The 20,187-nt window shown below is 66.9% G+C and carries 20 protein-coding genes and 1 tRNA gene; 3 read left to right on the top strand and 18 right to left on the bottom strand.

What is annotated here, in order from left to right; translation table 11 throughout:
* Positions 1-3 precede the first annotated feature (3 nt).
* The 7 genes from tssE to uvrB all read right to left on the bottom strand — a co-directional run bounded on the left by tssE (position 4) and on the right by uvrB (position 7,095).
* Entirely contained in the window at positions 4-507 is a 504-nt protein-coding gene (gene tssE, locus ACVCL9_RS08640; RefSeq protein WP_324899055.1) for a type VI secretion system baseplate subunit TssE, read from the bottom strand.
* Between the two features lie 19 nt (positions 508-526).
* Positions 527-1,315, bottom strand: a complete 789-nt coding sequence (locus ACVCL9_RS08645; protein WP_324899053.1) for a type VI secretion system accessory protein TagJ — start codon at positions 1,313-1,315, stop codon at positions 527-529.
* 206 nt (positions 1,316-1,521) lie between these two features.
* Positions 1,522-2,016 carry an Hcp family type VI secretion system effector gene (locus ACVCL9_RS08650; protein WP_324899050.1) on the bottom strand — a complete coding sequence of 165 codons (495 nt, stop codon included), beginning with the start codon at positions 2,014-2,016 and terminating at the stop codon, positions 1,522-1,524.
* Between the two features lie 123 nt (positions 2,017-2,139).
* A complete protein-coding gene (gene tssC / locus ACVCL9_RS08655) occupies positions 2,140-3,633 on the bottom strand; it encodes a type VI secretion system contractile sheath large subunit (protein WP_324899048.1) in 1,494 nt (497 codons plus the stop codon).
* A gap of 6 nt (positions 3,634-3,639) precedes the next feature.
* On the bottom strand, positions 3,640-4,161 hold the full coding sequence (gene tssB, locus ACVCL9_RS08660; protein WP_324899045.1) for a type VI secretion system contractile sheath small subunit: 522 nt from the start codon (positions 4,159-4,161) through the stop codon (positions 3,640-3,642).
* A gap of 762 nt (positions 4,162-4,923) precedes the next feature.
* Positions 4,924-4,998 (bottom strand) — tRNA-Val (locus ACVCL9_RS08665).
* Positions 4,999-5,073: 75 nt separating this feature from the next.
* Positions 5,074-7,095: an excinuclease ABC subunit UvrB gene (gene uvrB, locus ACVCL9_RS08670; RefSeq protein ID WP_447098408.1), complete on the bottom strand. Its 2,022-nt coding sequence runs from the start codon at positions 7,093-7,095 to the stop codon at positions 5,074-5,076.
* Positions 7,096-7,246: 151 nt separating this feature from the next.
* On the opposite strand from uvrB, the gene ACVCL9_RS08675 reads away from it, so the two are divergent.
* Positions 7,247-7,795 (top strand): GspH/FimT family pseudopilin, encoded by a 549-nt coding sequence (locus tag ACVCL9_RS08675; protein WP_447098407.1) that lies wholly within the window; start codon positions 7,247-7,249, stop codon positions 7,793-7,795.
* Positions 7,796-7,804: 9 nt separating this feature from the next.
* On the opposite strand, the gene ACVCL9_RS08680 is transcribed toward ACVCL9_RS08675, so the two are convergent.
* The 9 genes from ACVCL9_RS08680 to ACVCL9_RS08720 all read right to left on the bottom strand — a co-directional run bounded on the left by ACVCL9_RS08680 (position 7,805) and on the right by ACVCL9_RS08720 (position 16,178).
* Positions 7,805-8,119: a non-heme iron oxygenase ferredoxin subunit gene (locus ACVCL9_RS08680; RefSeq protein WP_395119690.1), complete on the bottom strand. Its 315-nt coding sequence runs from the start codon at positions 8,117-8,119 to the stop codon at positions 7,805-7,807.
* Positions 8,116-8,667 carry a GNAT family N-acetyltransferase gene (locus ACVCL9_RS08685; protein WP_395119691.1) on the bottom strand — a complete coding sequence of 184 codons (552 nt, stop codon included), beginning with the start codon at positions 8,665-8,667 and terminating at the stop codon, positions 8,116-8,118. Before ACVCL9_RS08685 ends, ACVCL9_RS08680 begins: the two co-directional genes overlap by 4 nt.
* Positions 8,668-8,734: 67 nt before the next feature.
* Entirely contained in the window at positions 8,735-9,670 is a 936-nt protein-coding gene (gene panE, locus ACVCL9_RS08690; RefSeq protein WP_447098406.1) for a 2-dehydropantoate 2-reductase, read from the bottom strand.
* 1 nt (position 9,671) lies between these two features.
* The gene (locus ACVCL9_RS08695) at positions 9,672-10,586 is read right to left on the bottom strand and encodes an acyltransferase (protein ID WP_447098405.1); all 915 of its coding nucleotides are present in this window, start codon (positions 10,584-10,586) and stop codon (positions 9,672-9,674) included.
* A 71-nt stretch (positions 10,587-10,657) separates the two neighbouring features.
* On the bottom strand, positions 10,658-11,902 hold the full coding sequence (locus ACVCL9_RS08700) for an aminotransferase class V-fold PLP-dependent enzyme (RefSeq protein WP_395119694.1): 1,245 nt from the start codon (positions 11,900-11,902) through the stop codon (positions 10,658-10,660).
* 131 nt (positions 11,903-12,033) lie between these two features.
* Entirely contained in the window at positions 12,034-13,332 is a 1,299-nt protein-coding gene (sufD, locus tag ACVCL9_RS08705; protein WP_447098404.1) for a Fe-S cluster assembly protein SufD, read from the bottom strand.
* On the bottom strand, positions 13,329-14,108 hold the full coding sequence (gene sufC / locus ACVCL9_RS08710; protein WP_395119696.1) for a Fe-S cluster assembly ATPase SufC: 780 nt from the start codon (positions 14,106-14,108) through the stop codon (positions 13,329-13,331). The genes sufD and sufC overlap by 4 nt, the downstream gene beginning before the upstream one ends.
* 139 nt (positions 14,109-14,247) lie before the next feature.
* The gene (gene sufB / locus ACVCL9_RS08715) at positions 14,248-15,714 is read right to left on the bottom strand and encodes a Fe-S cluster assembly protein SufB (RefSeq protein ID WP_447098403.1); all 1,467 of its coding nucleotides are present in this window, start codon (positions 15,712-15,714) and stop codon (positions 14,248-14,250) included.
* 5 nt (positions 15,715-15,719) lie between these two features.
* Positions 15,720-16,178 (bottom strand): SUF system Fe-S cluster assembly regulator, encoded by a 459-nt coding sequence (locus tag ACVCL9_RS08720; RefSeq protein ID WP_395119698.1) that lies wholly within the window; start codon positions 16,176-16,178, stop codon positions 15,720-15,722.
* A 232-nt stretch (positions 16,179-16,410) separates the two neighbouring features.
* Here ACVCL9_RS08720 and ACVCL9_RS08725 point away from each other — a divergent pair, with 232 nt between their 5' ends.
* Both ACVCL9_RS08725 and murU read left to right on the top strand, forming a co-directional pair.
* Positions 16,411-17,418 carry an aminoglycoside phosphotransferase family protein gene (locus ACVCL9_RS08725; protein ID WP_447098402.1) on the top strand — a complete coding sequence of 336 codons (1,008 nt, stop codon included), beginning with the start codon at positions 16,411-16,413 and terminating at the stop codon, positions 17,416-17,418.
* A complete protein-coding gene (murU, locus tag ACVCL9_RS08730; protein WP_447098401.1) occupies positions 17,415-18,164 on the top strand; it encodes an N-acetylmuramate alpha-1-phosphate uridylyltransferase MurU in 750 nt (249 codons plus the stop codon). The genes ACVCL9_RS08725 and murU overlap by 4 nt, the downstream gene beginning before the upstream one ends.
* On the opposite strand, the gene motB is transcribed toward murU, so the two are convergent.
* Both motB and motA read right to left on the bottom strand, forming a co-directional pair.
* On the bottom strand, positions 18,134-19,201 hold the full coding sequence (gene motB, locus ACVCL9_RS08735) for a flagellar motor protein MotB (RefSeq protein WP_447098400.1): 1,068 nt from the start codon (positions 19,199-19,201) through the stop codon (positions 18,134-18,136). The genes murU and motB overlap by 31 nt on opposite strands.
* The gene (gene motA / locus ACVCL9_RS08740) at positions 19,198-20,067 is read right to left on the bottom strand and encodes a flagellar motor stator protein MotA (protein ID WP_447098399.1); all 870 of its coding nucleotides are present in this window, start codon (positions 20,065-20,067) and stop codon (positions 19,198-19,200) included. The genes motB and motA overlap by 4 nt, the downstream gene beginning before the upstream one ends.
* Positions 20,068-20,187: the final 120 nt, after the last annotated feature.

Below are 20,187 nucleotides of genomic sequence, written 5' to 3' on the forward strand. Positions count from 1 at the left end.
CGATCAGCCGAAGCCCTCCGACACCTTGAAGTTGCCGGTCTCCAGGTCGACTTCGGTCTTCAGGTACAGGTTCAACGGAATCGGTTGCGCCCACATTTCCGATTCGATGTTGAAAATCAGCGCCTGGCGATCCATGCGCTTGGTCAACGCGTTGACGTTGACGCGCAGGGTGTTGGCGGTCAGCCGTGGCTCGTAGGCCACGATGGCATCGCGTACACGGCGCTGCAGCGCTTCGGCGTTGATTCCCGACAGGGCCGCACCGGTAAGGTCGGGGATGCCGAAGTTGAGCACCGAGCGGGAAACCTCGGGATATTCCTCGAGCTCGACATTCGCCTCCAGGCTCACGCAATTCAGCAGCCAGGAGATATCGCGGGTGACGCATTCGCGCAGTCGGGACACCGAGATCACGCGCTTCTCGCGGCTTTCCTCCAGCTTGCCCGGCTCGTCGTCGGTCAGGCGATCGAGCAGCGAAGGCTGAAGTCGTTCCTGGGTGGTGAGCTCAGCCATGGAAAGTCGGCACTCCGGCTCAGGCGACGTCGAAGGTGATCAGTCGCGCGTCGAGCAGCGGATAGTCGGCCACGTCGGTGGCCAGCATGCGCTGTCCCAGACCGATCTGGTCGCTGCCCTGCTCCACCCAGTCGGTCTTGCGCCCGAGCACGATGTCCTGGTCCTCGGACCGTTCGCTGCCGGCGTAACGCCCCGGAATGAAGCCGATGGCCTGGCCGCCATTGCTCCATGTCACCTGGGTGGGCACCCAGATCTTGTCGCGCAGATCACTCGGGGCCTCGAATTTCAGCTCGCGCAGGCGCGAGAACGGTACCCAGGAGTAGCCGCCGTTGACGATGATCTCCAGGCACGGCCCGATGCGGGGGTCGGCATCGGCGATCCACTCGAACGCGGCGCCGTCGATGTTGCCCGCCACCGCGGGAGCCTGTTCCAGTGCCTGCTCGCGCAGCGTCGCGGCCTGCTCGTGCCTGCCTTCGGCGCCGAGCTTGAGCGATTGCAGCAGCCACGCCAGCCAGGGTTCCGGCTCGCCGATGATCACCGGCATGCGTTTGCCGGCGAAGACGTCGGCGCGCACCAGTTCGCCTTTCAGCGCCTCCGAATAGGCACCGACCATCATGGCGTTGAGCGGGTCGAGTTCGCCGCAGACGCTGAGCTGGTTCTGTGCCCGCTCCCATTGTCCGAGCAGCGCCAGCAACTGGAATAAAAAAACCCGGCGCTTGGCATCTGCCGGGTTGTTGCGTACTTCCGCCGTGAGCAGTTGCAACGCTTCGTCCGGCCGGCCTTCTTTGAGCTTGCTTTCGGGTGTCATGTCGTCTCTCGATGCCGGCGCCCCGTCGGCAGCGGGGCCGCGGGCGCGGGAAGGTCGCCGTCACCCCGACCGGACGATCCCGGGTGCAGGCGGACAAACGCCGCTGGTCGCACCCGGAAGTCCGGGGTGCGACAAGCCGTTGCATTCGTCCCCTGCACCTGGACCGCCGGACAGCAGGTGCCGGCGAAGCCTGGTCAGGCGCCAGCTCAGCTCGCCGCGACTTCCTCGACGCTGTACCCGACCGTGCCGGCCGAAGCCACCACGCCCTTGTCGTTCTGGGCGAAGTACTCGACGTCGAACTTGGCGAAGCTGATCGAGATGTTCTCCGTCAGCATGTCCTCACCGCCCGAGCCGCCGGTGGAATAGCTGGTCACCATCGCGCTGGTCAGCTTGATGGTGAAGTAGTCCTCCTGCTTGCCGCCGGCCTTGGACACGAACAAGGTCGCGGTGCCGATGTGCGCGCCGGTGACCAGCGCCTTGATGAAGGACGTGGTGCTCTTGTCGAGGTACTTGGTGAAGCTGATGTCCTGCACGTTGGCCTTGCCCGCGCCGCCGCCGGTGCCATGGCCGAAGGAACCGCTCTGCGACATCCCCCAGGACCAGGCCAGCAGCTGGATCTGGTCCTTGTGCTTGGTGTGCTTGGATTCGCCGGTGAAGGTGACGTCGCCGCCCTCCAGCTTCAGGTGCATGTCTAGTGCCATGAGAATTCTCCTTGTCTGTTGAAATCAGGTGAACCGGACAGTTCTCGCTCGGAGGAAGCTGCTCGGCGATTGACTGGTACTGCCAGTTGAAACCGTGGAACGAACCTGCGAGAAACTTCCGGGTCAGCTCTTGGCCGCCGAAGGAAGACGGGACACCAGCCTCAGGGAAACGGTCAGGCCCTCCAACTGATAATGCGGCTTGAGGAAAAACTTCGACGTGTAATACCCAGGTGCTCCTTCCACCTCTTCCACCACCACCTCCGCGGCCGACAAGGGTTTGCGGGCCTTGGTCTCTTCGCTGGAGTTGGCCGGGTCGCCGTCGACGTACTGGTTGATCCAGGACGCCAGCCAGCGCTCCATCGCCGTACGATCCTTGAAGGAGCCGATCTTGTCGCGCACGATGCACTTCAGGTAATGCGCGAAGCGGCAGCAGGCGAACATGTACGGCAAGCGCGCGCCCAGCGCCGCGTTGGCGGTGGCGTCCGGATCGTCGTACTCCTCCGGCTTGCTCAGCGACTGGGCACTGATGAACGCGGCCATGTCCGAGTTCTTGCGATGCACCAGCGGCATCATGCCCATCTTGTCCAGCTCGGCCGAGCGGCGATCGGTGATCGCGATCTCGGTCGGGCACTTCATGTCCACGCCGCCGTCGTCGGTCGGGAAGGTGTGTGCGGGCAGGCCTTCCACCGCGCCGCCGGACTCGATGCCGCGGATGCGCGAGCACCAGCCATATTCCTTGAACGAGCGGTTGATATTCACCGCCATCGCGTAAGCCGCGTTCTGCCAGGTGTACTTGGACGAGTCCGCGCCGGCAGTGTCCTCCTCGAAGTTGAACTCCTCCACCGGATCGGTGTTGGCGCCATACGGCAGGCGGGCCAGCGTGCGCGGCATGGTCAGGCCGATGTACTTGGCATCGTCCGACTCGCGCAGCGAGCGCCACGCGGCGTAGTCCGGCGTGGAGAACACCTTGGCCAGGTCGCGCGGGTTGGCAAGCTCGTTCCAGCTGTCCATGCCCATCAGGGTGGAAGCCGCGGCCGAGATGAACGGCGCGTGTGCCGCCGCAGCAACCTGCGCGATGCCCGAGAGCAGCTCGACGTCGGGCGGGCTGTGGTCGAAGTAGTAGTCGCCGACCAGGCAGCCATAGGGCTCGCCGCCCAGTTGGCCGTACTCTTCCTCATACAGCTTCTTGAAGATCGGGCTCTGGTCCCAGGCCGTGCCCTTGTAGCGTTTCAGGGTCTTGCCCAGCTCCTTCTTGGAGATGTTCATCACGCGGATCTTCAGCAGCTGATCCGTCTCCGTGTTGTTGACCAGGTGATGCAGGCCGCGCCACGCGCTTTCCAGCTTCTGGAAATCGGGGTGGTGCATGATCAGGTTGATCTGCTCGCTGAGCTTGCGGTCGATCTCGGCGATGTAGGCGTTGATGGTCTGGGCGACGTCGTCGGAAACGATGTCGGCCTTGTTCAGCACCTGCTCGGCCAGGGTGCGCACGGCCGATTCGACCTCTTCCTTGGCGCGGTCGCTCTTGGGTTTGAACTCCTTGCTCAGCAACGCAGCGAAGTCGCCGGCGTCGAGAGTCTGTACGGCGCCTTCCTGTTCGGCTAGCTTTTCGGTGGCCATGCGTGCTTACTCCCCGTCTTTGTTGGTGTCGTCGGCGGGCTTGGGCGCCGAAACCAGCGACTGCAGCAGCGCCGGGTCCTTGAGTGCCTGGGCAATCAGGTTTTCAGCGCCTGCCTTGCCGTCCATGTAGGTATCCAGGTTGGCAAGCTGCGTGCGCGCCTCGAGCAGTTTCGCCACGGCGCCCACCTTGCGGGCGACCGCCGCCGGCGAGAAGTCGTCCATGCTCTCGAAGGTGATGTCCACCGCCAGGCTGCCTTCGCCGGTGAGCGTGTTCGGCACCGCGAAGGTCACCCGCGGCTTCATCGAATTCAGGCGGCTGTCGAAATTGTCGACGTCGATCTCCAGCGCCTTGCGATCCTCGATAGGCGGCAGCTCGCCCGCATTGGCACCGGACAGGTCCGACATCACGCCCATCACGAAGGGTACCTGCACCTTCTTCTGTGCGCCGTAGACCTCGACGTCGTACTCGATCTGCACGCGGGGCGCACGATTGCGCGCGATGAATTTCTGACTACTTTGCTTGGCCATGCGACTCTCCCGGTGGGCATGCTTGGGTTTTCAAGATGCAGCATTCATCCGCCCCGGCGCGGCCGGGACCAGCCCGGCGGCAACGGAACGAAAAGTCATTGAAGGCAGGTGCGCAGACGCGGCGGCGACCTTGCACGGTCGTGACCGAGACATCGTGCGCGCGGCATTGGCGATCGGCAGAAAGATCGGGCGACACGGCAACGCGCCCGCGCGAACCGCGTCGACGTACGGGAGCAAGGCACGATTCCGATGGCGACTGTGCACGCAAGTCCATACGTCCCCTTCGTTCCCCCCGGCGGTTCGGCAGTGGCGGCATGACATGCGCCGCGACGCATGCAACGTCTCGGCACACCATCCGACTTTACTGAAGCACCACATCCCGCCGTCGCACGTCGAAACCGATGACCACCCCACCTCGGCGTTGGACTTGGCGTAGCTGCGTGCCCGATCTCCTCGTCGCCTCACGGCGCGCCCGGACCCGAAGATCGCTGGCAGCCGGAGTACGATCGACCGTCCGGGCAATCTACATCCGTGAAGAGATTGCTGCAAGCTGAATCGACGGAATTCCGCCGATCCGCGAGGGAGCGGCGAGAGGGCATCGAATCGCGCGGCTGGCGAGGGCACGCGCAGCGGACGCGAACGTGTTCGGCGAACGAATCAGATGGCCGCGCAGCCAGCGACGAGCGCGCCGTCGCCCCACGAAAAAGGGGAACCCTGGCCGGATTCCCCTCTCGGTTCCACTCGATCGGTGGATCATGGAATTGGTGGGCGGTACAAGGATCGAACTTGTGACCCCTACCATGTCAAGGTAGTGCTCTACCGCTGAGCTAACCGCCCGTCGCCACGGCCAGGCCGTGCGAGCCGCGCAGTATACGGGAGCCGGCGGCGCCCGACAATATCCCGCCGCCCGGCTCAGCGCAGGGCCTGCTCGCGCAACTGGTGGATCTGGTCGCGCAGCCGGGCGGCGTCCTCGAACTCCAGGTTCTGGGCGTGCTTGTACATCTGCGCCTCCAGCTTCTTCAGCAGGGCAGCCGCCTGCGCCGCGCCGAGACCGGCGTAATCGGCGCCCTGCTCGGCCACCGCGCGGTCGCGGGTGCGCGTCTTGCCGCCACGCCGGTTGCCGACCTCGCTGCGCGCGCCCTCCATGATGTCGGCGATGCGCCGCACCACGGTTTTCGGGGTGATGCCGTGCACCTCGTTGAAGACGATCTGCTTCTCGCGGCGGCGGGCGGTCTCGTCCATCGCCGCCTGCATCGAGCGGGTGACGTTGTCGGCGTACAGGATCGCCTTGCCGCGCACGTTGCGGGCAGCGCGGCCGATGGTCTGGATCAGCGAGCCGGTGGAACGCAGGAAGCCCTCCTTGTCCGCGTCGAGGATCGCCACCAGTGATACCTCGGGCATGTCCAGGCCCTCGCGCAGCAGGTTGATGCCGACCAGCACATCGAACTCGCCCAGGCGCAGGTCGCGGATGATCTCGCTGCGCTCGACCGTCTCGATGTCCGAGTGCAGGTAACGCACCTTCACGTCGTGCTCGGACAGGTATTCGGTGAGGTTCTCGGCCATGCGCTTGGTCAGCGTGGTGACCAGTACGCGGTCGCCCATCGCCACGCGCTTGTGCACCTCGCTGAGCAGGTCGTCGACCTGGGTGCGTACCGGGCGCACCTCGACTTCCGGGTCGACCAGGCCGGTCGGGCGCACCACCAGCTCGGTCACCGCATCGCCGGATTTGTGCAGTTCGTAATCGCGCGGCGTGGCGGAGACGTAGATCGCCCGCGGCACGCGCTCCTCCCATTCCTCGAAACGCAGCGGCCGGTTGTCCATCGCCGAGGGCAGGCGGAAACCGAACTCCACCAGGGTCTCCTTGCGTGAGCGATCGCCCTTGTACATCGCGCCCAGCTGCGGCACGGTGACGTGCGACTCGTCCACCACCAGCAGGCCGTCGGCCGGCAGGTAGTCGAACAGGGTCGGCGGCGGCTCGCCCGGCGCGCGGCGGGTCAGGTGGCGCGAGTAGTTCTCGATGCCCTGGCAGTAGCCGACCTCGGCCATCATCTCCAGGTCGAAGCGGGTGCGCTGCTCCAGTCGCTGCGCCTCGACCAGCTTGTTCTCCCTGTACAGATATTCCAGCCGGTCCTTCAGTTCGACCTTGATCGTCTCGATCGCGTTGAGCACGCTCTCGCGCGTGCTGGCGTAGTGCGTGCGCGGGTAGACGGTATAGCGCTGCACCCTGCGGATCGTCTCGCCGGTGAGCGGATCGAACAGCGCCATCTTCTCCACTTCGCCATCGAACAGCTCGATGCGCAGCGCCTCGGTCTCCGACTCGGCCGGAAACACGTCGACGATCTCGCCGCGCACGCGATAGGTGCCGCGGCGCAGCTCCGTTTCGTTGCGGGTGTACTGCAGCTCGGTCAGCTGGTGGATCAGCTTGCGCTGGTCGATGCGCTCGCCGGTGGCCAGGATCAGGCGCAGTGACAGGTAGTCCTCCGGATTGCCCAGGCCGTAGATCGCCGACACGGTGGCCACGATGATCGAGTCGCGGCGCGACAGCAGCGCCTTGGTCGCCGACAGCCGCATCTGCTCGATGTGCTCGTTGATCGAGGCATCCTTCTCGATGAAGGTGTCCGACGCCACCACATAGGCTTCCGGCTGGTAGTAGTCGTAGTAGCTGACGAAGTACTCCACCGCATTCTGCGGGAAAAACTCGCGGAACTCGCCGTACAGCTGCGCGGCCAGCGTCTTGTTCGGCGCCATCACGATGGTCGGGCGCTGGATGCGCTCGATGACGTTCGCGATGGTGTAGGTCTTGCCCGAGCCGGTCACGCCGAGCAGGGTCTGCGCGGCCAGGCCGGCCTCGAAACCCTCGGCCAGGCGCTGGATCGCCTGCGGCTGGTCGCCGGCGGGCTGGTAGGGGGCGGCGAGTTGGAAGCGGTCGGTCATCAGCTGCAGATGTGGGCGGGACGGCACATTTTAAATCCGGCCTGCTGACATGCCGCGTCAGCAGAGTCCGACGCCGCGGGCGGCATCGGGCTGCTGGCTGGCACGGGCCATCGTCCTAGCATGCCGGTTCCGGCACAGCGCAGGATGCGAGATGACGACGACGCCATGGAAAGCGAACCGCGGTTTCAGCCTGATCGAACAAGTCATGGTACTGGCCATCGCCGGCATTCTGACCGGCATCGCGTTGCCGCCGCTGCACCATGTGTTGAGCCGCAATCGACTGCAGGCGGCGCAAAGCGACTTCATCGCCGCCTTGCGACACACGCGCAGCACCGCGGCGATCACCGGCAAACGCACGCTGTTCTGCCCCAGTGCGGATGGCAGCCGATGCAGCGAAGACAACCGCTGGGAACATGGCTGGCTGCTCGGACAGGACCTCGACGGCGATCACCAGCCCGATGGCCAACCCGCCCGCACCGGGGCAGCCTACGACCTGGGTCTGCGCATCACCAGCAGCAATGGCCGCCACGAGGTGCGCTTCCAGCCTGACGGCAGTGCCGGCGGCAGCAACCTGACCTTGCTGTTCTGCGAGCCGGGGCGGGACAGCCAGGCGCTCAGCGTGGTGGTGTCCAATGCCGGCCGGGTGCGCGGCGCCCCGGCCACAGCCGCACAGGCCGCGCGCTGCCAACAAGGCGGCTGACGCGCGAAGTCAGCGGTCGTCGCGCGTCCAGATCGCGCCGTCTTCCTCGCGCACCGGAAAGCTGGCGATCGGGACATACGCCGGCGGCCTGGTCACCGCACCGGTGCGCAGGTCGAAGCGCGCGCCGTGGCGCGGGCATTCCACCTCGAATCCGAACACTTCGCCGCCAGCCAGTTCGCCGCCATCGTGGGTGCAGGTGTCCTCGACCGCATACAGCGCGCCGTCGATGTTGTACACGGCGATCGAGGTGTCGCCGTCCCACACCACCTTGTATTCGCCGGGCAGGAAATCGCTGCGCGTGCCGACCCTGATCCATCCGTTCATGCAAGCACCTCGGTGAACTCCTTGACCAGCACCTCGAAACACAGGTCGGCGCGACGCGGAATGCCGAAACGCTCGTTGCCGTACGGGAACGGCTGCCGTTCGCCGGTGCGCCGGTAGCCGCGCCGGCCATACCAGGCGATCAGCTCCTCGCGCTGCACGATCACCGTCATGCGCATCGCGCTGCAATGCCACTGTTCGCGCGCGATGCGTTCGGCCTGGGCCAGCACCTGCTTGCCCAGGCCGTGGCCCTGCTCCGCCGGGTCAACCGCGAACATGCCGAAATAGCCGGCCGCAGCTTGTCGCTCGACGTGGCAGCTCGCCACCAGCGCACCGTCGCGGAGCGCCAGCAGCACGCAGCTGTCCGGCCGCGCGATCAACGCCTCGACATCGGCCGCGTCGGTGCGCTGGCCGTCGAGCAGGTGGGATTCGGTGGTCCAGCCGCGCAAGCCCGATTCGCCGCGATAAGCCGATTCGACCAGCGCGACGATGGCAGGGACGTCCGCCGCGCGGGCGGTGCGAAATGCGACGGGGGCGCGTGGCTCTGTCATCCGCGCATGGTAATGCGCGACGTGCCGGCCGGCCATGATCTGCAGCAAGCGCGCACGCCGGATCGACTCATGCCGACGGAGTGGCCAGCCGACGGACCTCGTAGACCTTGAGGTGCGCATGGACGAGTTCCAGCATCGTGGCCGGCAACTGCGCCTGCCGCGCGCGCGCAAGCATGTCACCCACCACGTGGTCGGCCTCGATCGGATGGCCCTGGCGCAGGTCGCGCAGCATGGAAGCTTCGAGGCGCGACCCCGGTTCCGTCAGCATGCCGCGCGCCCGTTCCAGCACGCGCTCGTGGGGAGCATGGCCGGCCGCTGCCGCCGTCGCGCGGCATTCCTCCAGCAGCGCGAGCGCCGCCGCGCGACCGCCGGGTGCGGCCTCGATCTCGCCGATCGCCCCGCGCATCAGGCAGGTGATGCCGGCCAGCGAGGTCAGGAAAAACCATTTGTCCCACATCTCCTGCACGATCGCGTCGCTGGGTCGCGCGTCGAAACCGGCCTGGCCCAGCATTCCGGTGATCGCCTGCATGCGCGCGGACGCGCTGCCGTCGCGCTCGCCGAAGGTGAGGCTGTGAAGCCGGTTGAGATGCTGCACGGCTCCTTGCGCGTCGAGCGTGGCGGAAATGGCGCATTGGCCGCCGAAGACGCGCTCGGCACCGAAGCGGTGATCCAGCAGGTCGAGATGGCGCATGCCGTTGAGCAATGGCAGCACGGTGGTGCGCTCGCCCACGGCCGGAGCGATGTCGGCCATCGCCTGCTCCAGGCCGTAGGCCTTGCAGCTGAGCAGAATCAGGTCGAACGGCTCGCACAGTGCACTTGCCAGCACGGTCGGCGGTGCGGGCAGGTCGACGTCGCCGGCCGCGCTGCGGATGACCAGGCCGTGCTGCGCCAGCTGCCGCGCGCGGCCCTCACGCACCAGGAAGGTCACATCGCGCCCGTGCTGCAGCAGGCGGCCGCCAAAATAGCCGCCGGTAGCCCCGGCGCCCACGACCAGCACACGCATTTCAGTCTCCTCTCGATCCGGCATCGGGCGACAGCTGCATGCGCGCCGCCTGGGCGTCCTTCTCGTGCCACAAGTCGTTCATCCATGCCTTGACCCGGCCGCGGAATGCCGCGTCCTCGTCGTAGCTGCCGATCAGCTCGCGACCTATCGGGCGTTCACGCACATGCACGCGAATTTCGCGCACGCGTCCGGCGATCAGGTCGGCAATGGTGCATGGGCCATGCGGATAGACGATGGTGACGTCGAGGATCGCGTGCAGCGCCTCGCCCATCGCATCGAGCACGAAGGCCACGCCGCCGGCTTTCGGCCGCAGCAGGTAGCGAAACGGCGAATGCTGCGCGTCGTGCTTGGCCGGCGTGAAGCGCGTGCCTTCGGCGAAGTTCATCACCGACACCGGCATGTGGCGGAACTTCTCGCAGGCGCGGCGGGTCGCCTCGCGGTCCTTGCCCTGCAGCTCGGGGTGGCGCAGCAGGGCCTGCCGCGAATAGCGCTTCATGAAGGGGAAATCCAGCGCCCACCATGCCAGGCCGAGCAAGGGCACCCAGATCAGTTCCTGCTTGAGGAAAAAGCGCAGGAACGGGATGCGCCGGTTGAACACCTTCTGCAGCACCGGGATATCCACCCAGCTCTGGTGGTTGCACAGCACCAGGTAGTTGCCGTCGCGACGCAGCCCGGCCAGCCCCTCGACCTGCCAGCGCACGCGGGCGAACACGCCGAACAGGACATTGTTGACGCCGATCCAGCTTTCCGCGATGGCGACCAGGGCGCGTGAGCAGGCCTGCCGAATCGCGTGTACCGGCAGCAGCAGCTTGAGCAGGGTGAACGCGAAAATGAAAGCCACGTGCAACAGGATGTTGAGTGCAAGCGCAAGCAGCGCCAGCGGCACGCGGATGAACGATGGCAACGAGGCAAGCATGGGGATGATCGATGGGGACTCCGCCGCACATGATGCCCGACCGTGGCGGCGGCAGGAAAGCCGCCGCCGTTTCAGCGCAGCAGGCGGCGCACCTTGAGCAGGGCGACGACGAAACTGTCGATCTCCTCGCGCGTGTTGTAGAACGCCAGCGACGCACGCAGCGTGGCGGGCACGCCGAAGAACTGCATCAACGGATGCGCGCAGTGGTGGCCGGAGCGCACGGCGACGCCTTCGAGGTCGAGCAGGGTCGCCAGATCGGTGGCCTGCGCACCTTCCAGCAGGAACGAGACCACCGGCTCCTTCTCGGCCGCCTCGCCGATGATGCGCAGGCCGGGAATCTCGCGCAGGCGTTCCGTGGCGTAATGCAGCAGTTGCTGCTCCCATGCCTCGATCGCCGCGAAGCCGACCGACTCGTAGTAGTCGATCGCCGCCGCCAGGCCGACGAAGCCGGCGATGTTCGGCGTGCCGGCCTCGAACTTGTGCGGAGGCGCAGCGAAGGTGGTGCCGGAGAACTTCACCTCGCGGATCATCTCGCCGCCGCCGAAAAACGGCGGCATCGCTTCCAGGTGTTCGCGCTTCGCCCACAGCGCGCCGGTACCGGTGGGGCCAAGCATCTTGTGCCCGGTCAGCGCGTAGAAATCGCAGCCCAGCGCCTGCACGTCCACCCGCCGGTGCGGCACCGCCTGCGAGCCGTCGACCAGCAGCGGGATGCCGCGCTTGCGGCATTCGCGCGCGATCTCGCGCACCGGGTTGACCGTGCCCAGCACATTGGAAACGTGGGTGACGCAGGCCAGCTTCACCTCCGGCGTCAGCATCTCGACGTACTTCTCCACGATCAGCTCGCCGCGCTCGTCGATCGGCGCGGCCTTCACCGTGGCGCCGCGGCGCGCGGCAACCAGCTGCCACGGCACGATGTTGGCGTGGTGCTCCATCACCGTGGTGAGGATGCTGTCGCCCGCCTTCAGTTGCGGCAGCACATGGCTGTAGGCGACCAGGTTGGTGGCCTGGGTGGTGCCGGAGGTGAGGATGACCTCATCGCGCGAACCGGCATGGATGAACCGCGCGAGCTTGTCGCGCGCGCCTTCATACGCCGCCGTGGCCTCCTCGCCCAGCTGATGCACCGCGCGCGACACGTTGGCGTTGTGTTCGCGATAGTGGGTGTTCACCGCCTCGATCACCGACACCGGCTTCTGGCTGGTGTTGGCGCTGTCGAAGTACACCAGCGGCTTGCCGTGCACCGTGCGCGACAGCAACGGGAAGTCCGCGCGGATGCGCTGGACGTCGAAGACGGTCGGTGTGCTGGCTTGTGCGTTCATTCGGAGAATCCGGTTGGGGCTCCCTCCCCCGCTCGCAGGGGAGGGTTGGGCTGGGGTGCGCTCTTGATCTTCAGGCCAGGAGCCTCGCCCCTCCCGGCCTGCCCCTGCGGGCAGGCCCAGGAGCTGGAGCGTCAAGCGGGAAGCTGTGCGACCAGCAAGGTGGATAGATGCTCGCGCAGGGCCACGTTCGGCAGGTCGTCCAGCACCGCGCGGCAGAATGCGGCAGTCAGCAGTGCGCGTGCCTCGGCGAGCGGAATGCCGCGCGAGCGCAGGTAGAACAGCGAACGCTCGTCGAGCTGGCCGACCGTGGCGCCGTGCGCGGCCTGCACTTCGTCGGCATAGATTTCCAGCTCCGGCTTGGTGTCGATCTCGGCGCTCGGCGACAGCAGCAGGTTCTTGTTGGTGAGGTTGGCGTCGCTGCCGTCGGCACCGGGCGCCACCACGATCGCGCCGCGGAACACGCCGCGTGCGCGGTCGTTGGCGACGCCGCGCCAGTGCGAGGTGGAGGTGGTGTCCAGCGCCTGGTGGCGGATCGCCAGCTGGGTGTCGATGTGCTGGCGACCATGCGGCATGAACACGCCGCGGGTGTGCACCCGTGCGCCGTCGCCGATCAGCTCGGCACGCAGGTCGTGGCGTACCAACGCGCCACCCAGTTCCAGCACGTGCAGGGCAGCCTGCGCGCGCGCATGCAGGCGCAGGCTGCTGCGTCGAATCAGATTGGTGCCGGCCGCCGCATCCTGCAGCATGACGTGATGCAGCTGCGCACCGTCGCGTAGTTCGATGTCGCTGACCACGGTGGCCAACTGCGCGGCGTCGCCACGGCTTGCGTGCTGTTCGACCAGGCTCAGCTCGGCGCCCTCGCCCAGTTCGATCACATTGCGCACATGCCAGGCCAGTTCGGCCTCGGCGCCGACGAACACCAGCTGCACCGGCTGGTCGATCCTGGCGTGGGCGGCTACGCGCAGTACCACGCCATCACCGGCACTGGCGGCATTGATCTGTGCGAAGGCGTCGCCGATGTCGCGGTAGTGGCGCGACAGCGCGAAGCGCAGCGGTTCGACGTCGCCCCGCAAGGCCTGCGACAGCGGTTGCAGCGAAAGTCCGGCGGGCAGCGAATCCACCGCCGACAGATCGGCGCGGAACGCCCCGTTGACGAAGACCAGGCGAACGCCCGAGACACCGGGCAATGTCAGAGTCGATGCCTCCACCGCGCGCGTCTGCGCCGCGGCGTCGCCCTGGGTAAAGCGGCGCTGGCCGAGCCCGCGCAGTGCGGTGTACTTCCATGCCTCCACCCGCGTGTCGGGCAGACCGCCGATGGCGAACGCCGCGCGGTTTTCCTGCCGCGCCGCATCCAGCCAGGCGATGCCGCTGGGCGGCAGCGGGGCATCCAGCAGCGAGGCGACCAACGGCAGCGATGCCGGCTGGTTCATGCCTGCGCTCCCGCCTGGTGCGGGACTGCCGGATGGCTGGCGCCGATCCCGGCGTAGCCATGCGCTTCCAGCTTCAACGCCAGCGACCTGTCGCCGCTCTCGACGATGCGGCCACCGGCGAGCACGTGCACGAAGTCCGGCACCACGTAGTCGAGCAGGCGCTGGTAGTGGGTGATCATCAGGAACGCGCGCTCGGGCGAACGCAGCGTGTTGACGCCCTGCGCCACCTGCTTCAGCGCGTCGATGTCGAGGCCCGAGTCGGTCTCGTCGAGGATCGCCAGCTGCGGCTCCAGTACCGCCATCTGGAAGATCTCGTTGCGCTTCTTCTCGCCGCCGGAAAAGCCCTCGTTGACGGCCCGGTGCAGCAGCTCGTCGGAGATCTGCATCACCTTGAGTTTCTCGCGCACCAGCTTGAGGAACTGCATCGAGTCGAGTTCCTTCTCGCCACGCACCTTGCGCTGCGCATTCAGCGCCGCGCGCAGGAAATAGGTGTTGTTGACGCCGGGGATCTCCACCGGGTACTGGAACGCCAGGAACACCCCGGCCGCCGCGCGCGCCTCCGGCGCCAGCGCCAGCAGATCGATGCCGTTGTAGGTCACGCTGCCGGCGGTCACCTCGTAGCCGTCACGGCCGGACAACACGTTGCCCAGCGTCGACTTGCCGGCGCCGTTGGGCCCCATGATCGCGTGCACCTCGCCCGCGTTCACTTCGAGGCTGAGCCCCTTGAGGATTTCCTTGCCCTCGACGCGGGCATGCAGGTTTTCGATTTTGAGCATGAGGATTCCTGATCTTGAGCCCCTCTCCCACCGGGAGAGGGGTTGGGGTGAGGGTTCGGGGCTTGCGGAAAAATCCGTGCAGGCCCGCACCCTCATCCGCCCTTCGGGCACCTTCTCCCGGAAGGAGAAGGAAAAAGCATCAACCCACCGCACCTTCGAGGCTCACCTCAAGCAGCTTCTTCGCCTCCACCGCGAACTCCATCGGCAGTTCGCGGAACACCTGCTTGCAGAAGCCGTCGACGATCATCGACACGGCATCCTCTTCCGGGATGCCGCGCGCGCGGCAGTAGAACATCTGGTCGTCGGAGATCTTGGACGTGGTCGCCTCGTGCTCGACGATCGCAGTGGGGTTCTTCACTTCCATGTACGGGAAGGTGTGCGCGCCGCACTGCTTGCCGATCAGCAGGCTGTCGCACTGGGTGTAGTTGCGCGCGCCCTCGGCGCCCTTCTCCATCTTCACCAGGCCGCGGTAGCTGTTGGAGCTGCGCCCGGCGCTGATGCCCTTGGAGACGATCTTCGACTTGGTGTGCTTGCCGATGTGGATCATCTTGGTGCCGGTGTCGGCCTGCTGGAAATGGTGGGTCAGCGCCACCGAGTAGAACTCGCCCACCGAGCGGTCGCCGCGCAGCACCACGGACGGGTACTTCCAGGTGATCGCCGAGCCGGTCTCGACCTGGGTCCAGCAGATCTTCGAGTCGTCGCCGCGGCAGTCGCCGCGCTTGGTGACGAAGTTGTAGATGCCGCCCACGCCGTTCTCGTCGCCGGGATACCAGTTCTGCACGGTGGAGTACTTGATCTGCGCGCCTTCCAGCGCCACCAGCTCGACCACCGCCGCATGCAGCTGGTTCTCGTCGCGCTTCGGCGCGGTGCAACCTTCGAGGTAGGAGACGTGGGCGCGCTCCTCGGCCACGATCAGGGTGCGCTCGAACTGGCCGGTGTTCTGCGCGTTGATGCGGAAGTACGTGCTCAGCTCCATCGGGCAGCGCACGCCTTTCGGGATGAACACGAAGCTGCCGTCGGAGAACACCGCCGAGTTCAGCGCGGCGAAGAAATTGTCGCCGGTGGGCACCACGCTGCCCAGGTATTTCTGCACGATCTCGGGGTATTCGCGGATCGCCTCGCTCATCGAGCAGAACAGCACGCCGGCGTCGGCCAGCTGCTTGCGGAAGGTGGTGCCGACCGAGACCGAGTCGAATACCGCATCCACCGCCACGCCGGCCAGCGCAGCGCGCTCGTGCAGCGGTACACCGAGCTTCTCGTAGGTTTCCAGCAGGGCCGGATCGACTTCGTCCAGCGACTTGGGCTGCTTCTTCGGCGCGGCGTAATAGCTGATCGCCTGGTAGTCGATCGGGTCGATGTTGAGCTTGGCCCAGTCCGGTTTGGGCATGGTCAACCAGTGGCGATAGGCCTGCAGCCGCCACTCGGTCATCCATTCCGGCTCGTGCTTGACGGCGGAGATGGCGCGGATGGTGCCCTCGTCCAGGCCCGGCGGCAGGCCGGTCATCTCGATCTCGGTGATGAAACCGGCCGAGTAGCTGCGACCGAGCGCCTCGGCGACGTCGGCGTTGTCGCGCAGTGCGGTGGCGCTGCTGCTGTCGTTGATCATGCTGTTCATTCGGTGATGGCCTCGCCGGTTTTCACGGTGACGGCGATTTTTCGTTTCGCGGGCGGCGGCTTGAGCATGTCGGCCAGGCTGACCGCGCGCAGGGTCTGGTCCAGCACGCTGTTGATGCGTTGCCAGCTGCCGCGCACGCCGCACTGCGCCTCGCGTTCGCACTGGCCTTCGCCCACGCCGCACTCGGTCATGCCGATCGGGCCTTCCAGCGCCTCGACGATTTCCGCCAGCGATATCTCGCTGGCCGGGCGGGCCAGCCGGTAGCCGCCGTTGACGCCGCGGAAGGACTCGACCAGTTCGGCGTGGCCCAGCGCCTTGAGCAGCTTGCTGACCGTGGGCAGCTCGAGCCGCGTCTCGTCGGCGATCTGCGCGGTGCTCAGCACGTCAGCCGGGTGCGCGGCGATGCAGGTCATCACCACGGTGGCGTAATCGGTGAGGCGGCTGACGCGAAGCATGGCAGGCGGAATCGGCCGGGCTTGAATCGGGACCAAAATGGTACTGATTAAGCCGGCCGCGGTCAACGTGACCGCCGCCACCGGCGCAAGGCGGCCATACCCACCCCTTTCACCTCGTCGTGTGCGCAGGCCAGCCTGTGTCTGCCGCGCCCACGCACGCACGGGGTCCGGGCTGAAGCGATCCAGCGAGGCCGTGTCGCCATGCCGTGGCGGCCTCGCTAAGCTGGCGGCCATGACTTCGCACGATCGCGCCGCTGCCCGTCTCGCCTGGGCCCGCAAAGCCCTGAACGCCCCCACGCTGACGCTGGACAGCGCCTCGGCCGATGCCAGCTTTCGCAGCTACTGGCGCACCACGCAAGGCGGGCAAAGCTGGATCGTGATGGATTCGCCGCCCGATCGCGAAGATCCGCGCCCGTGGCTGGCCATTGGCGAGCGCCTGGCCGCCGCCGGCCTGCACGTGCCGCAAGTGCATGCACGCGACCTCGACCAGGGCTTCCTGCTGATCGAGGACCTGGGCTCGCGGCTGTACCTCGATGCATTGAACGACACCAGCGCCGACCGCCTGTACGGCGATGCGATGGACGCCCTGCTGAAGATACAGACGCGGGTGGCCGCCGACGACCTGCCGCCGTTCGGCCGTCAGGTGCTGGTGAGCGGACTGGAGGTGATGCCCGAATGGTTCCTGCAGCGCCACCTCGGCCACACGCCGGCCTGCGGCGAATGGGACGTGCTGGAGGCGGCGTTTGACCTCATCGTGCACAACGCGCTGGAGCAACCGCGCTGCTTCGTGCACCGCGACTTCCACAGCCGCAACCTGCTGCTGACGGAGGCGAACAACCCGGGCATCGTCGATTTCCAGGGCGCGCTGCACGGGCCGGTCACCTATGACCTCGCCTCGCTGCTGCGCGATGCCTACATCGCCTGGCCGGGCGATCGCGTGGAAGCGTGGGTGGAGTCGTACCGGCAGCGACTGCTGCGCGCAGGCGTGATCGACGCGGCAGTGGACGCCGCGCGTTTCCTGCGCTGGTTCGATCTCACCGGCCTGCATCGCCACGTGCGCGTGCTGGGCCAGTTTTATCGGCTGTGGTACCGCGACGGCAAGAGCGGCTATCTCAAGGACGTGCCGCAGGTGTACCGCTACGTGATCGAGGTGGCGCGCCGCTATCCCGAGCTGGCCGATTTCGCCGACCTGCTGGAGCGCCACGCGCAGGGCCGCGACCTGACCCGGGCGGCGGCATGAGGCACGCACTGATCTTCGCCGCCGGCCGCGGCGAGCGCATGCGCCCGCTGACCGACCGCACGCCCAAGCCACTGCTTTGCGTCGGCGGCAAGCCGCTGATCGTCTGGCACCTCGAACGTCTCGCCGCCGCCGGCGTGCACTACGTGGTGATCAACACCTCGCACCTGGCCGAGCAGTTTCCGGCGGTGCTGGGCGACGGTTCCCGCTGGGGCCTGCGCATCCGCTACGCCTACGAAGGCCCCGTGCCGCTGGAAACCGGCGGTGGCATGCTGAACGCGCTGCCGTTGCTGGGCACCGGGCCGTTCCTCGCCATCAGCGGGGATGTCTGGTGCGATGCCGATTTCGGCACGCTGCCCGCCGAGCCGGCGGGGCTGGCGCACCTGCTGCTGGTCGACAACCCGCCGCACCACCCCGAAGGCGATTTCGCGCTGGACGGGCAAGGTCTGGTGCAGGCAAGCGGCGAACCGCGGCTCACCTTCAGCGGCATTGGCGTGTTCCGCCGGGAGCTGCTGGACGGCTGGCGGGAACTTGCCGGCACGGCCGCCCACGAAGCCGCGGCGCCCACCTTCAAGTTGCGCCAGTTGCTGCTGGGCGCGATGGCTCGGCAAGCCGTCAGCGGCACCCATCACCACGGCGTGTGGACGGACGTGGGCACGCCCGAGCGCCTCGCACAGCTCGACGCCGAACGCGGCGACGCAGCGATGTCGCACGGCGATCAGCGCGACGCAGGTTTCGCCGAGAACTGAGTCGCGCCCGTTCCCGGCGTCGCCGCGCTCTCGGGGTGGACGATCACCGACGGCACCGGCAGACGCGCCAGTGCGGGCGTCGTGGCGACAATCGAAGCGGCCAGTGGTGCCGGTTTTGGAGTCGGCATCGGCGAAGGCTGCGTCGCACCGCCATCGGCCACTTCCATCGAACGCGCCGCCTTGGCGGCCTGGTCGGTCATCACGATGATGCTGATGCGGCGATTGACCGGATCGGCGGGGTTCTGCTTGTCGAACGGCACGGATGCGGCCAGGCCCACCACGCGCGAGATCTTGTCCGCCTCCAGCCCGCCGGCGATCAGCGCACGACGGGCGGCGTTGCCGCGATCGGCCGACAACTCCCAATTGCTGTAGTCGTGCCCGCTGTTGTACGGCGCATCGTCGGTGTGGCCGGAGATGCTGATCTGGTTCGGCACGTCGTCGATCGAGCGGCCCAGTTCGCGCAGGATCTGCACCGTGTACGGCTTGAGCCGCGCGCTGCCGGTGTCGAACATCGGCCGGTTGAGCTTGTCGACGATCTGGATGCGCAGGCCTTCGGAGGTGATGTCCAGCAGCAGCTGATCCTTGAATGGCGCCAGCGCCTGGCTGCTCTGGATCGAGGCATTAAGTCGCTTCATCAGCTCCTCCAGACGCGACTTGTCGGCCTGGCGCGCCAGTTTGATCGCGTCCTCGACGTTGTGCTTGACCTGCGGCGCACCGCGCTTTTCCGCGCCCGGGCCGCGCGGCAGGTCCATCGTCCCGCCAAGCTTGATCATGCTGTCGCTGGCGCCGCCGGGGCCGGCCTGGCCAGGCGGCGCGATCGTGGCGGCGCCCGGAGTCATGCTCGGGTTCTTGAAGTACTCGGAGATCGCGGCCTTCTGCTCGCGGGTGCCCACGCCGATCAGCCACATCACCAGGAAGAACGCCATCATCGCGGTGACGAAATCCGCATAGGCCACCTTCCACGCACCGCCGTGATGGCCGTGCTTCCGGCGCTGCACGCGCCGGATGATGATCGGCTGGTCGAACTCCTCGCTCACGCCCCGGCTCCGGCGCGCGCGCCCTTGAGATGCCCCTCCAGCTCCATGAAGCTGGGCCGCACCTGCGCGACCAGCGATTTGCGCGCGAACTCCACCGACACCATCGGGTTGTAGCCGCGCAGGTTGGCCATCAGCGCGACTTTCACGCATTCAAACGCCTTGCCGTCCTCCTGCGCGCGGTTCTCCATCGCCGAGGCCAGCGGCCCGGCGAAGCCATAGCACAGCAGGATGCCGAGAAAGGTGCCGACCAGCGCGCCGGCGATGTGCTCGCCGATGCGCGAGGTATCTCCGCTCAGCTGCGACATCGTGGTGACGATGCCGAGCACCGCCGCCACGATGCCGAAACCGGGCAGCGCGTCGGCGGATTTCATCAGGGCCATCGCCGGCGCCTCGGCTTCCTGGTGGTGGACTTCCAGCTCCATCTCCAGGAGCTGTTCCAGCTCGTGCGGGTTCATGCTGCCGCCCACGATCAGGCGCAGGCAGTCGGTGATGAACTCGATCAGGTGGTGCTCGGCGAGCAGGCGCGGATAGGCCGAGAACTCGCTGCTGGTGGCCGGCTCCTCGATGTGCGATTCGAGGCTGAGCAGGCCGTTCTTGCGCATCAGGCTGAAGATGTCGTAGAGCAGCGAAAGCAGGTCGAGATAATCCTGCGTCCGGTACTTCGGGCCTTTCAGCAGCCCCATGATGTCGCGGAAGGTGGCCTTGACGATCTTGGTCGGATTGGCTGTCAGGTAGGCCCCCGCAGCGCCGCCGCCGATGATCAGCAGTTCGTAGGGCTGCCACAACGCCAGCAGCTGCCCGTGGGACAGCAGGTAGCCGCCCACGACGCTGACGAGCACAACCAGGGTTCCGACCAGGACAAGCATGCAGGTTCCAGCGCGCGGTTCGACAACGAGTTATCGGCCCGCCGCGGGAAAGATGTAGCCCGGATTTGCCGCAAGGCCGCCGGCGTCGCGAACGGCGGGTATCCCGAAAAGGAAAGGCCC

The organism is Rhodanobacter sp. UC4438_H5, assembly GCF_052978405.1.